14 protein-coding genes and 2 pseudogenes are annotated in these 12,611 nt (G+C 32.8%); 3 read left to right on the top strand and 13 right to left on the bottom strand.

What is annotated here, in order from left to right; translation table 11 throughout:
* The first annotated feature begins 8 nt into the window (after nt 1-8).
* Nucleotides 9-437: a hypothetical protein gene (locus BB050_RS00965; protein ID WP_236940402.1), complete on the top strand. Its 429-nt coding sequence runs from the start codon at nt 9-11 to the stop codon at nt 435-437.
* A 105-nt stretch (nt 438-542) separates the two neighbouring features.
* Here the strand turns inward: BB050_RS00965 and BB050_RS00960 are convergent, their stop codons facing one another.
* The 7 genes from BB050_RS00960 to BB050_RS00930 all read right to left on the bottom strand — a co-directional run bounded on the left by BB050_RS00960 (nt 543) and on the right by BB050_RS00930 (nt 6,341).
* Nucleotides 543-1,112 (bottom strand): cysteine hydrolase family protein, encoded by a 570-nt coding sequence (locus BB050_RS00960; RefSeq protein ID WP_066032261.1) that lies wholly within the window; start codon nt 1,110-1,112, stop codon nt 543-545.
* A gap of 33 nt (nt 1,113-1,145) precedes the next feature.
* Nucleotides 1,146-1,460, bottom strand: coding sequence for a helix-turn-helix transcriptional regulator (locus BB050_RS00955; protein ID WP_066032260.1), 315 nt, complete (start codon nt 1,458-1,460; stop codon nt 1,146-1,148).
* Between the two features lie 16 nt (nt 1,461-1,476).
* Entirely contained in the window at nt 1,477-1,815 is a 339-nt protein-coding gene (locus tag BB050_RS00950) for a type II toxin-antitoxin system RelE/ParE family toxin (protein WP_066032259.1), read from the bottom strand.
* Between the two features lie 167 nt (nt 1,816-1,982).
* Entirely contained in the window at nt 1,983-2,627 is a 645-nt protein-coding gene (locus BB050_RS00945; RefSeq protein ID WP_066032258.1) for an alpha/beta hydrolase, read from the bottom strand.
* A 137-nt stretch (nt 2,628-2,764) separates the two neighbouring features.
* Nucleotides 2,765-3,091 (bottom strand): membrane protein, encoded by a 327-nt coding sequence (locus BB050_RS00940; protein ID WP_008462543.1) that lies wholly within the window; start codon nt 3,089-3,091, stop codon nt 2,765-2,767.
* A gap of 4 nt (nt 3,092-3,095) precedes the next feature.
* Nucleotides 3,096-4,346, bottom strand: a complete 1,251-nt coding sequence (locus BB050_RS00935; RefSeq protein ID WP_066032257.1) for a dihydroorotase — start codon at nt 4,344-4,346, stop codon at nt 3,096-3,098.
* A 66-nt stretch (nt 4,347-4,412) separates the two neighbouring features.
* Nucleotides 4,413-6,341, bottom strand: a complete 1,929-nt coding sequence (locus BB050_RS00930) for a vWA domain-containing protein (protein ID WP_066032256.1) — start codon at nt 6,339-6,341, stop codon at nt 4,413-4,415.
* Between the two features lie 251 nt (nt 6,342-6,592).
* Here BB050_RS00930 and BB050_RS00925 point away from each other — a divergent pair, with 251 nt between their 5' ends.
* A complete protein-coding gene (locus BB050_RS00925) occupies nt 6,593-7,705 on the top strand; it encodes a lactonase family protein (RefSeq protein ID WP_066032255.1) in 1,113 nt (370 codons plus the stop codon).
* A 144-nt stretch (nt 7,706-7,849) separates the two neighbouring features.
* On the opposite strand, the gene BB050_RS00920 is transcribed toward BB050_RS00925, so the two are convergent.
* The 4 genes and pseudogenes from BB050_RS00920 to BB050_RS22225 form a co-directional block, all read right to left on the bottom strand.
* Nucleotides 7,850-9,196, bottom strand: coding sequence for a DEAD/DEAH box helicase (locus BB050_RS00920; protein ID WP_008462547.1), 1,347 nt, complete (start codon nt 9,194-9,196; stop codon nt 7,850-7,852).
* Between the two features lie 179 nt (nt 9,197-9,375).
* Nucleotides 9,376-10,140: a TIGR02757 family protein gene (locus tag BB050_RS00915; RefSeq protein WP_066032254.1), complete on the bottom strand. Its 765-nt coding sequence runs from the start codon at nt 10,138-10,140 to the stop codon at nt 9,376-9,378.
* A 128-nt stretch (nt 10,141-10,268) separates the two neighbouring features.
* Nucleotides 10,269-10,718: pseudogene (locus BB050_RS22230) on the bottom strand (ABC transporter ATP-binding protein); the annotation flags it as partial.
* Between the two features lie 216 nt (nt 10,719-10,934).
* Nucleotides 10,935-11,147: pseudogene (locus BB050_RS22225) on the bottom strand (ATP-binding cassette domain-containing protein); the annotation flags it as partial.
* A gap of 380 nt (nt 11,148-11,527) precedes the next feature.
* Here BB050_RS22225 and BB050_RS00905 point away from each other — a divergent pair.
* Nucleotides 11,528-11,815: a hypothetical protein gene (locus tag BB050_RS00905; protein ID WP_008462550.1), complete on the top strand. Its 288-nt coding sequence runs from the start codon at nt 11,528-11,530 to the stop codon at nt 11,813-11,815.
* A 6-nt stretch (nt 11,816-11,821) separates the two neighbouring features.
* Here the strand turns inward: BB050_RS00905 and BB050_RS00900 are convergent, their stop codons facing one another.
* Nucleotides 11,822-12,124 (bottom strand): DUF6787 family protein, encoded by a 303-nt coding sequence (locus tag BB050_RS00900; protein ID WP_066032252.1) that lies wholly within the window; start codon nt 12,122-12,124, stop codon nt 11,822-11,824.
* 30 nt (nt 12,125-12,154) lie between these two features.
* Nucleotides 12,155-12,595, bottom strand: coding sequence for a DUF6146 family protein (locus BB050_RS00895; RefSeq protein WP_066032251.1), 441 nt, complete (start codon nt 12,593-12,595; stop codon nt 12,155-12,157).
* Nucleotides 12,596-12,611 lie beyond the last annotated feature (16 nt).

The following is a 12,611-nucleotide window of genomic DNA, read 5'->3' as shown; positions in this document are numbered from 1 at the left end:
ATAGGATTATGAAAAAGATGTTTTTGTTTTTGATTATGGCAAGTGCAATTTCTTGCGGAAAAAAAGTTTCTCAAGAAAATGCAAGCACAACTCCAAAAGAACCTGAAAAGGAAGCTGTCGTTGGAGGAGATTCCGATTCTCATGGATGCAAAGCTTCGGCAGGCTATACTTGGTCGGTTTTGAAAAAAGAATGCATTAGAGTTTTTGAAAACAGCACAAGACTAAATCATGCTGAAGATGGAAAAGCATATTCTACCGTTTCCTATGTAATTTTTGACGGAAATAAAGCAGAGCTTTTCCTAGATACTCAAAAAGAATCCATTATTTTAGAAAGAAAATCAGAAGGTGATTCTTGGATTAACGGCGACTGGCAGTTGATTCCGTGGAAAGGTTATGTTCTGAAAAAAGGAGAGAAGATTCTTTATACTGGAGAATAAAAGTTTACAGTCACAGTCTCGGTTTTCAGTTAGAACTTTGTCAAAGTTTCAAACTTTGACAAAGTTTTTTTATAGTTAGATTGAAACTGCGACTGCGACTGAATACTAAATAATCTCTTTAATAAATTCAGAATCTACGACTTGGGCAAATTCTTCATTTAAACTTGCTAAAGCAGTCTGATGTATTAATTCGGCAGAGAATTCTTCTCCGTTTAAGCCTTTTTTATTGAAAGTCGCCGTTGCATCAGAAACCAAGTAAACATTGTAACCGAAATTTCCAGCCATTCTTGTCGTGGTAGAAACACAGTGGTCTGTAGTTAAACCCACAATAACAAGATTAGTTATTTCGGCATTATCAATAAGCTCTTTTAAATTAGTTCCAATAAAAGCACTGTTGACATTCTTTTTAATAATGATTTCTCCTTCAAGAGGTTTTACCACATTTTGAAATTCATTTCCCGGGTTTGTCTCGTTTAAAATTGAATTTGGATTTGAAGAACAATGTTGTATGTGAAAAATAGGCAATTTTTTGTTTCTCCAAATTTCCAGAAGTTCGCCAGCTTTTTCTTCTGCTGTAACATTATTACGGTCGCCGCCCCAATAGGCAATATCATGAAAGCCTTTTTGAATATCAATTAAAATTAATGCAGGATTATCAAGTTTTTTGGTGTTCATTTATAAAGTATTGTAGTTATAAAATAGCAAAATTTATTTGTCTAAACTGATCGTTAAGTCTTTTAATTCTATTTGAAATTTGACTGTAGCTTTTAGTGCTGTAAAAACTTTAATAACAGTTTCAAGTGTTACATTTCCAGCGTTTTTTTCAAGTTTAGATATTTGCGCTTTTTGTACCCCAATAAGTTTTCCTAATTCTTCTTGAGTTAAATTACGCTCTTTACGAGTTTGTTTAATAGCATTTCCGATTAAATCCATTTGCAAGTCATACTCAAATTGATCTCTTGCAGGAGTTCCGATTTTGCCAACTATCTCATCTGTTACTTGATTCAAATTATATGTTTTCATATTTTTAAAATTGAATTTAATCTTTATCTTTAAAATATTCTAATCTCAGTTTTTGCGCTTTTAATATTTCTTTCTCGGGCACTTTGCCTTGCTTTTTTATAAAGCCATGTGTAGAAATTACTAAAGTATTTTGTGTATTGGTTTTGTCCCAAAAAGCTAATAATCGATAATGATTTCCTTGATATAAAGTTCGAAACTCCCAAATGTCATTATTTAACTTTTTAAAAAGTTCAGGGTCATTTTTTGTTTGCGATTTTCTAATGTTATAAAGTATTTTTTCTGAATGTTTTGCTTTTAAATTTCTAAGAAAATCAAAAACCTCTTCTAGAAAAATTATATCAAAATTTTTTTCCATTCTCTTACTATTACAAAAATACCCAAAAGTTTCCTTTTAAAGAAACTTTTGGGTATTTAATTATTTTTATCTTTATTAAACTACGTTAGTTTGTTAAGACTAAAATACAATATATAATTTGCAAAAGAAAAAAAAAGTAAGTTTTTTCTTTGTTTTTTTTAAATGAGTTATAAAGCTAACCAATTCTTGAAATCAAAGAAATTCTGAGGAGCAACTCCATGTCCAACAGGATATTCCTTGTACGTAAGCGGAATATTAAGTTTTTCTAAAGCGGCAGGTGTTTTTCTTGCCCATTCAATTGGAATAACTTGATCTACAGTTCCGTGTGAAGCGAAGAATTTTAAGTTTTTGAAATCATTGTTTTCAAAACCTTCTTTGATGATTTCTTCGTTGAAATAACCGCTCATTGCGACAACTCTCTGAATTTTTTCAGGATAAGAAAGTGCCGTTGCATAACTTAAAATTGAACCTTGACTAAATCCAATTAACGTTACGTTGTTCGCATCAATTGGATAATTTGCCACTAATTCATCAATAAACTTTGCAATTAAATCTCTTGAAGTTTTGGCTTGTTCGTTATCTGAAAATTTATTTTGATCTGCATCAAAGTTGATGGCATACCAAGCATACGCGCCATATTGTAAGTCGTAAGGGGCTCTTGCAGAAATGATATAATAATTATCTGGAAGTTCAGAAGCAAAAGAGAATAAATCGGCTTCGTTGCTGCCGTATCCGTGCAATAAAAGCAATAAAGGATTTTTATCTAAAATTACTTTTGGTTCTCTTATTTTATATTCTAAAGATAGATTCATTTTTTAATTATGAATTGTAAGTTGTGAATTGTAAATTTTTGGTCTCAGTCTCAGTCGCGGTTTTCAGTTCTTAACTTTGTCAAAGTTTTGACGTTTTTAGTTTGGAATTTGGTACTTAAAAATTGGAAATTTAAAAATTAACCAATTTTTTTAAACCATTTTTGAAATAAATTTCCAACTAAAGGAATAGGTCTCATTTGTCCTTGAATGGCATTAAAAATACCGAAAGTCCATAGAATTGAAATGCAGATCCACATTGGGAAAGTAATGAAGAAACTATCGAAATTACTAATGATTGCACCCAAAGAAATAAAGGTTAAAGATAATCCTAAAGATTGGCGGATATGAAAGGAAGCAAAACTATTTTTGTTCTCAGAATTCATGCTCATGGCGATTAAAACACCAATAATTAGAATATAGCTAGTTATAGCAATTGGTTTTCCTTCTTCGACTGAATTATTCATTTTGTTATTTTGTAACTAATTGATTTTGATTGAAAATCCCGTAAACAGAACCTTTAAGTTCAGTTCCTAAAAAAGCAGAATTTTTTGATTTTGAGAGAATATTTTCTTTCGTAAAAGTTGATTTTCCTTCTGTTGTAAACAAAGTTAAATTTGCTTTTGCACCTTCTTTGATTGTAAGATCTTCAAGACCAAAAACATTTCTCGCAGCAGTTAATTTTGAAACAACCGTTTCCACAGGTAAAACCGTTAGTAAAGCACCAAAAGCACTTTCTAATCCGATAGTTCCATTTTTGGCAGTATCAAACTCCATTTTCTTGAATTCGATATCAATCGGATTGTGATCTGAAGTAATCATGTCGATAGTTCCGTCAGCTATTCCGTTTAGTAAAGCTTGTCGGTCAACCTCAGTTCTTAATGGAGGCGTCACTTTAAAACGAGTGTCAAATCCATCCAGTTTTTCATCCGTTAAAACCAAATGATGCACCGAAACACTTGCAGTAACGTTTAAGCCTTTTGCTTTAGCTTCTCTAATTAATTCAACTGATTTTGCTGTAGAAATAGTCGGAATGTGAAGTTTTCCACCAGTATATTCCAATAAAAATAAGTTTCTCGAGATTTGAAGTTCTTCAGCTAAGTTTGGAATTCCTTTCAAACCTAATCTTGTTGAAACAATTCCTTCGTTTGCAACACCGTTTCCTTTAATATTTGGGTCTTGAGAGTAAGCAATTACCAATCCGTCAAAATCTTGTACATATTGCAAAGCAATTTTTAGAATGTTAGCATTGTCAATGCTTTTGTTGTAATCTCCAAAAGCTATTGCTCCAGAATTTTTCATATCAAAAAGCTCCGCCATATCTTTTCCTTCGCTGGCTTTTGTTAAAGCTCCAATCGGGAAAATTTCTGTAGCAGAACCATTTGCTTTGCTTTTTACAAAATTTACCTGAGATTGATTGTCAATAATTGGTAACGAATTTGGCTGTAATGCAATTGCCGTAAAACCGCTTTTGGCTGCAACATTCAATCCATTTGCAATGGTTTCTCTGTCTTCGTAACCAGGCTCTCCCAAAGAGACACTGCTGTCAAACCATCCTTGAGAAACATGAAGATTATCAAATCGTACCACTTCTGCGTCATCGTTTGGAAGTGAAACGCCTATTTTTTCTATTACACCATCTGCAATTAAAAGATCAACGGTCTGATTGTGAAACGGACTTTTTGAGTCGATAATTTTGGCGCTTTTGATGATTAGTTTCATATGTAGATATTTTTTTGTCGTAAAATGATTTTTGTAAAAAGTAAGACGTTTTAGAAAACGAGAAACCTATTTTACAAATTTTATGATTGCCATTTCTAATGCTAAAAATAACAGTGCAAAGATAACAAACCATTTCCAAATTTGGCTGTCGGTTCGTTCAGTTTGTAATGTATTGAAAATGGTCGAAATCGTATCGGCAGTTTTGAAATCAGAAATTACATTGGTGTTTACTTGGCTTAAATCGCTTTCGGTTCTTTTGTAATTAAAACTGATGTTTTCTACCCATTCTTTTTTGTCAAAAACACTGTAATTTCCTGCTGTTTCAGGAAAATCATTAAAGGTTAATTTGACTTTATTGTTTAAAATCTGCTGAACGGGTATAAACGAATCTTCTGTTCCTTTTACTTCCAAAATAGCATCTTTAGTCAAAAGAACATCAACAAAATAAGGCTGATTGTTTCCTATTGTTAAAGCATTTACGCCAGTTTTCTGATTGTTTTGAGCAATTTTATAAAACAATGGGACAATTAAAGGCGATTGCTGAAAATTAGAATTGGCACTATTAATCGGAGCTGTAAAAACCGTAACTCCAGAAACCTGATTTTGAACGGCGGTTACAAAAGCAGTCTGGTCTTCAAACGAAAGAACAGCAGGATATGAACTCGAAACGGCAAACGAACTGTTTACTTTTGGGTATTGGAAATTGCTTATTTTGTTTTCGAAAACGCCTGAAAAAAGAGGATGATCAAAATTAATTTTAGTGATTAATTTACTGTTGGTTTCTAAATTTCCGAATTGTATTTTTCCAAAATTACCCAATAAAGCGTTTAAACTTGAAATAGAAGTTTTCTCGGATGGAATCACAACTAAATTTCCTCCTTTAGAAACAAAAGCCTTTAAAGTGGTTTGTAATGCTTGCGGAATATCAACCAGTTCATTTAAAATAATAGTATTTTGTTTTTCTAAACTATTATAATCTAAAGAACCGATTGGATAATTGTTATAATTGAATTCTGCGGAAGTGTAAATTCTGGATAAGAAATTGCTTTTTTCAGGTTCACCAATGCTGATAACGTTTGTTTTTTTATTTTTTGAAATGCTGAAAAACAATTTATTGTCATAAGTTAAACCATTGTCTTCAATTGTTACATATCCGTGAAAAGCTTCTTTAGGAATGGTAAAATTGATTTTCTTTTTCTTAGCGTCGAAATTGACAATAGTTTTGGCAATCAGCTTATTTTGATTGTAAAGTGCAGTTGAAACTGGTTTAAAATCTTCACCATAAGCTGATAGATTAATTCCGATTTCGTAGAAGTTTTCTAAAGTCTGATTGATGTAAACGCTGTCTATTGAGACATTGTTTTTTTGCTCCGCTTCTGGAACAATAAAGTATGGTTTTTCTTCGAAATCTATATTTTGAATAGCTGCTTCCTTTAAACCGACAGCATCAGTAATAATGACAATATCTTTTTTATGAGCCGATTTATGAGCTTTTATTTTAGCTGTAATTGCTGAAAGGTCAAAAGGAGAAGCGCTGTATTTTAAATTTTGTAAAGCACTTCTAGAAGATTTTATATCCGTATTCCAAAAATTTTCAGTGTTGGTTAAAAGTGAAAATTGTGTGTTTTCTGGAGTGTTTTCAAGCAATTCCTGTACGGCTCTTTTTAATAATTCTCCTTTTTTGCCTTTTGCCTGCATGCTGAAAGAATTATCCAGTACAATATACATCTCATTTGAAGCGTTCTTACTGTCGGCTGCTTCAAAAAAAGGCTGTGCAAAGGCGATAATGGCACAGGTAAGCAATAATAAACGAGTGGTCAATAAAAGACGTTTTTTGATTTTAGAACTCTTACGAGTCTGTATAGCAAGTTCTTTTAAGAAGCGTACATTGGTAAAATAGGAAGTTTTGAATCGTCTTAATTGAAATAAGTGTACCAAAATTGGAACGATCAATAAAAACAGAAAGTATAGAATTTCGGGATGTTTAAAATGCATTCTGGCTTCGATTTACTTCACTACGTTTTGTTTTTCGCGAAGATGCTGGTCAAAAATACAAATTAAAATTATTAAACCATATAAGTAGGAGAATTATGAATTGTTAATTGTCAATTATGAATTGAAAATGTTTTGACTAGCAAGAAAACTATCAAAAAATGTAACTTTTGTAATTTCTTTGTAACTTAGAAACTCCTTCAAACAAATATTATTACTTATTTTAGCTAATTCACAAAAACAAAAAATAAACTATGAAAAAAATGTATCTAGTATTATTTTCAGCTTTATCAATAACCGCGGTTAGAGCTCAGAATAAATTCAACTTACTGGTAGGAACTTATACCAATACTTGCCAAAGCAACGGAATCTATGTGTATGAATTTGATGCTACAACAGGTGATTATAAATTAAAAAGTTCTTCAGAGAATGTTGTTAGTCCGAGCTATTTATCAGTTTCTGCAGATAATAAATTTATTTATGCTGTAAACGAAAACGGGACACAAAGTACAGTAAGTTCTTTTTCATATGATTCGCAAACGGGCAAAATCAATCTTTTAAATAAAAATGATTCTTTTGGAGCAGATCCTTGCCATTTAATTAATGATGATAAAAATGTAATTGCTGCCAATTATTCTGGTGGAAGCATTGTTGTTTTTAAGAAAAATCCAGATGGAAGCATTACAGAAAAACAACAACTTATTCAACATGAAGGAAAAGGACCAAATGCAGCTCGTCAGGAAAAGGCGCATGTGCACATGGTTATGTTTTCTCCAGACAAAAAGTTTGTTTTGTCAAATGATTTAGGTTTAGATAAAGTGTTTATTTATAAATACAACCCAACTTCAAAAAATGAAATTCTGACTTTAAAAGGTAGTGTTGATGTAAAACCGGGAAGCGGACCAAGACACTTAACTTTCAGTAAAGACGGAAAATTTGTGTATTTAGTTCAGGAATTGGATGGAACTTTAACAACACTAAGCTGGGATAAAACTGGAAGTTTAAAAGTAGTTGCTGAAACAAGCATTCTTCCAAAAGACTTTAAAGGCGGAACGGGTGCAGCTGCAATCAAAATTTCACCTGATGGAAATTTTTTATACGTTTCAGACCGTGTTGATGCGAATGCTATTTCGGTTTACAAAATCTCTAAAACAGGAAGTCTGGAATTAGTAGAACAGCAAAGCACATTAGGAAAAGGTCCACGTGATTTTGCAATTGATCCAACAGGAAATTACCTTTTAGTAGGCCATCAATATACTAATGATATAGTTATTTTTAAAAGAGATATCGCAACAGGAAAGATTGTAGATACTGGCAGAAGAATACAGTTGTGTTCGCCAGTGGGATTGTTGTTTACGAAAATATAGAGAAAAGTTGCTAAGGTTCTGAGACGCTAAGCTTCTAAGATTAAAAAAGGGTAAAGATTTATTTAAAATCTTTACCCTTTTCATATTTTATAGAAAAAAAACTTAGAAACTTAGCATCTTAGTAGCTTAGTATCTAAAAAACACTTATTTTTTTTTCTTCTTCTCGTTTCTTGTCTTCAACATATTTCTGTTAACAGAACCATGTGTTTTCTTTTTGGTTTTTGAAGGACCTCCAAGATTGACTTTCTGGTTCTTTTTAGATTTTTCGTGAAAAGCGCCTTCACCTTCCAGCTTCGGTTTTTTCAATAAAAACTTTCTTGGTAATTTATCTTTTTCAGCTTCAATAAGTTTTTCTGAAATTTCAACTTCTTCAGGAAAATCAGCTATTTCAAGCTCTTGATCCATTAAAAGTTCCGTTGCTATTTTGAATTCTTCTTCTCTAGGAGTAACAAAACTAATGGCTGTTCCTGTTGCATCTGCACGACCTGTACGGCCAATTCTGTGCATGTACAATTCAGGTTCTTCTGGAAGTTCGAAGTTAATTACGTGTGTAATGTTAGAAATATCCAAACCTCTTGCCATAACATCGGTTGTAATTAAACCGCGAAGATTTCCTTCTTGAAACTCAGCCATTGTACTCAAACGGTAATTTTGAGATTTGTTGGAGTGAATCACACCAAATTGCCCGTCAAAAAGTTCATCAATGCGATTGAAAAGCATATCTGAAATCTTTTTGTTGTTTACGAAAACTAGAATGCGACTCATGCTTTCGTCGGTTTCCAATAAATGTTTTAGCAGATTTACTTTTGTATTGAAATTTGGAACATTATAAGTAAGCTGCGTAATTTTCTCAAGAGGCGTTCCTGATGGTGCTAATGTCACTTCTTCAGGAAAATCAAAATAATCATTTAATAAATCATCAACTTCGTCTGTCATCGTTGCAGAGAACAGAATGTTTTGACGTTTAGGTTTCATCATCGCAAAAAGCGAAGTCAGCTGTGGTCTGAAACCTAAATTCAGCATTTCGTCAAACTCGTCGATAACCAGTTTTTGTGTTTCGTCAAAACGAACAACAGCATCAAGAGCTAAATCCATTGTACGTCCAGGAGTTCCAACTAAAATGTCAACCCCTTCGTAAACGGCTTTTTTCTGTGTATTGATGTTTACGCCTCCATAAATTCCTAGAGTTTTAACCGACATATATTTCGTCAGTTTTTCTACTTCTTCAACCACTTGAACTACTAATTCGCGTGTTGGAACTAGAATTACAATTTTTGGCGTATTGGTATGAGTGAATTTATAAAGCTTTAAAAGAGGTAATAAATAAGCAAATGTTTTACCGGTTCCCGTTTGTGCAATTCCCATCATATCACGTCCAGACATGATTACAGAAAAAGATTTTTCTTGAATAGGAGTAGGCGTAACAAATCCTAATTCGTCAACTGCTTTTTGTAATGATTTTGGAAGATTAAATTTTTCGAAAGTGCTCATTTGCTTTAAATTTTGTGCAAATGTACGTTAAATTCGTGGTTTTTTGTTGAATTTGTAATTTTTGATATAGTATTGCCACTCTGAGCGATCCCGAGGCTTCGGGAGAAGAGCGCAACGATTGGAGCGTGAGCTTCGACTCCGCTCAGCCTGACGGTTGTATATTTTTAGATCTTAAAAGATTAAAAGCCTTCAAAAACTCCTAATCCAAACAAAGCAAAATCATATTTTACAGGATCTTTTGCATCCATTTCTCTTAATTTGGTATCTAATTCCAATAAAGCTTTTGCATCATTTTGCTTACGCGAAAGAATTCCCAGTTTGCGAGCCACATTTCCAGAATGAACATCAAGCGGACAAGATAAAACAGATGGCGAAATGCTTTTCCAGATTCCTAAATCGACTCCTTTTGCATCTTGTCGAACCATCCAGCGCAGGTACATGTTGATTCTCTTCGCCGCCGAATTGTTTAACGGATCTGAAATATGTTTCTGAGTTCGAGCTAAATGATCTGTTTCGAAGAATATTTTTTTGAATTCGCTGATGCTTTTCTGAAGGCTGTCTTTTTCTTGATTTTTAGCAAAAACAGATTCTAGTCCGTTGTGGTTTTGGTAGATATGTTTTAAGCCTTTTATAAAACCAGCAAAATCGTGTCCGTTGAAAGTTCTATGGACAAAAGTTTCAAGTCTTGCCAAATCTTCATCAGAATGCGACATGACGAAATCGTAGGGTGTATTCCCCATTAGTTCCATCATTTTATGCGAATTCTTAATGATCATTTTACGGTTTCCCCAAGCAATTGATGCGCTAAGAAAACCAGCGATTTCGATATCTTCTTTTTTGCTAAAAAGATGCGGAATCTGAACGGGATCGCTTTCTATAAAATCCTGATTGTTATATTGAATGACTTTTTCGTCTAGAAATTCTTTGAGTTCTTTTTGGTTCATTTTAATGAAATCTTCTTATGTATACGAGACCCTAGCCCTGATGGGAGGGAAAATCCTTTTGTGCCCGTCCCGATCGCTATCGGGAGGCAAAAGATTGGAAGGACAGCAGGAAATAGCTCCTGATTAATTTAATTGCTAATCTGCCCGTCAACCATTACCAATTTTCTGTCAGCCATGTTTGCTAATTCTTCGTTGTGGGTTACAATAACAAAAGTTTGTCCGAATTCGTCTCGAAGTTGAAAAAACAGTTGGTGTAAGTTTTCGGCAGAATGTGTGTCCAGATTTCCTGATGGTTCATCGGCAAAAATGACATCTGGTTTATTGATTAAAGCTCTTGCAACGGCAACACGCTGCTGTTCACCGCCCGAAAGTTCGCTAGGTTTATGATTGATTCTATGCGAAAGTCCGAGATAAGAAAGGAGTTTTTTTGCTTCTTCTTCGGTTTCGGCTGTTTTTTTACCTGCAATGTGAGCCGGAATACAAACGTTTTCTAAGGCTGTAAACTCAGGCAAAAGCTGGTGAAACTGAAAAATGAATCCTAAGTTTAAGTTTCTAAAATCGGATAAAACTTTGTCTTGTCTGCTTTTCTTTTTAAAGTAACGATTATAATAAAGAATCATTAGTAGAGTAGGTGTGAGAATTACTGCCAAAGTGCCGTAACCGAAAATATTATTTTCTATTTTGCTTCTAAAAAATAATGCAAACACAGCCAGTAAAACGAAATAAAGTGCTCCTAACCAGGTAATGATTTTAAATGCTTTTTCTTGGTTAGAGTTATCGTTTTTAATATTTTGGAGCTCTAAAACGTTTTTACCATTAATAGTCAGAGATGAATCTGGATTATGGTCTGGTTTATCAAGAGTTCCTAAAATCTGCAATAATGTCGTTTTGCCAGCACCCGAAGCACCAACTATAGAAACAATTTCACCTTTTTTAATATGTAGATCGACTCCTTTTAGAACTTCAAGTTTGTCGTAGAATTTATGTATGTTTTTTGCGTGTATCATGTACTGAAACTGTTTTTACAAAGAAACGAAGATTATAATCAATATCAAATTACAAAAGTCAATATCAAAAATCAATATCAAAAGTCAATATCAAAGGTCAATATCAAAAGTCAATGTGGAAATTTCAAAATAAATACCAAATTCTAAAAAGAGCGAAGCGATTTTTAAAATCTAAAATCTAAAATCTAAAATCTAAAATCTAAAATCTAAAATCTAAAATCTAAAATCTAAAATCTAAAATCTAAAATCTAAAATCTAAAATCTAAATCTAAAATCGGTACATAAATTGATATGGGAATGTTGGAAATTAAATTTAATAATAAGTAAGACTACTTTAGGGAATTATTTTTAATTTCGATTAACTTAAAAATGAATGTGTTATGCAAGATTTAGAAGTGGTAGAAGATAACAGAATGTCAAAATTAATTATTGGATTGGTTTTGGACGGAATTGGTATGATTTCTTTCTCGATTCCGTTTTTGGGTGAATTCTCAGATGTTGTTTGGGCGCCAATTGCAGGTATAATTATGGCAAAAATGTACAAAGGGAGAGTAGGGAAGGTTGCTGGGGTTTTGACATTTCTGGAAGAGATTATTCCTTTTACAGATGTTATTCCTTCTTTTACTTTGACATGGATTTATACTTATTTTTTCTCAAAGCAAAATTGAGAAAGTCTAATCTTTAAATAAAAATCCAAGTCCCATGTTTTTAAGCATTTTCTTTTCGAAGTTCCAAAAGAATTTAAATTGCCCAAAAACAGTTCCTATAGCAACCAATAAAACCTGATAAATTGGGAAGATAATAATAAGACGAATAAGCGTAAACCAACCTCCGAAATCTTCTTTGGTAATTCCTAGCCAAACGCATAAAGGTTTAGACAGCCAAGCAGATGCCGATCCTGTGATGGCAAAAACGATAAATATAATAACGGCTTGTAAATTTGAGGTGATTCCCCAGCGTTTTTTTAATCTGTCCATACTATTTGTAATGATTACAAATATAGTATATTATCTTGAAGGAACGTTACCCCAAAGCTTTTGTTTGTAAGTATTTTGGAAATAAATCATGTAATTGTAAATTAGGTAATTTACTTCATAGCCATAATGAATGTCAGGACGATAGTTTATTGACATTTCGTATAAATTTGGATTGTAACGCTGCGGCTGTAGGACACGATTATTCCATTCAGTTACATACAAATAGTTTTTATTTTCAAGATATTGTAATGAATAATAATTTCTTGGATAAGCTCTTGATGCAAGCCAAGTGCTGAAACCATTATCGATAATTATTACTTCATATTCAAGAGAGTCGTTTGCAATTCTAACAGTATCACTTATTTTTTTACTTGATGCAGATGCAGTATTAGCGCTCGCAATATTCTGCGAAGTTGTAGAACATGCAACAATTATAAGTAAAACAATTAATATGGAAATGCATTTTTTCATATTATAAATTTACGAA

The organism is Flavobacterium anhuiense, from assembly GCF_001705175.1.
GTDB classification, from domain to species: Bacteria; Bacteroidota; Bacteroidia; order Flavobacteriales; family Flavobacteriaceae; genus Flavobacterium; species Flavobacterium anhuiense.
The sequence above is the reverse complement of the archived record's forward strand: the minus strand, read 5'-3'. Positions and strand labels throughout refer to the sequence as shown.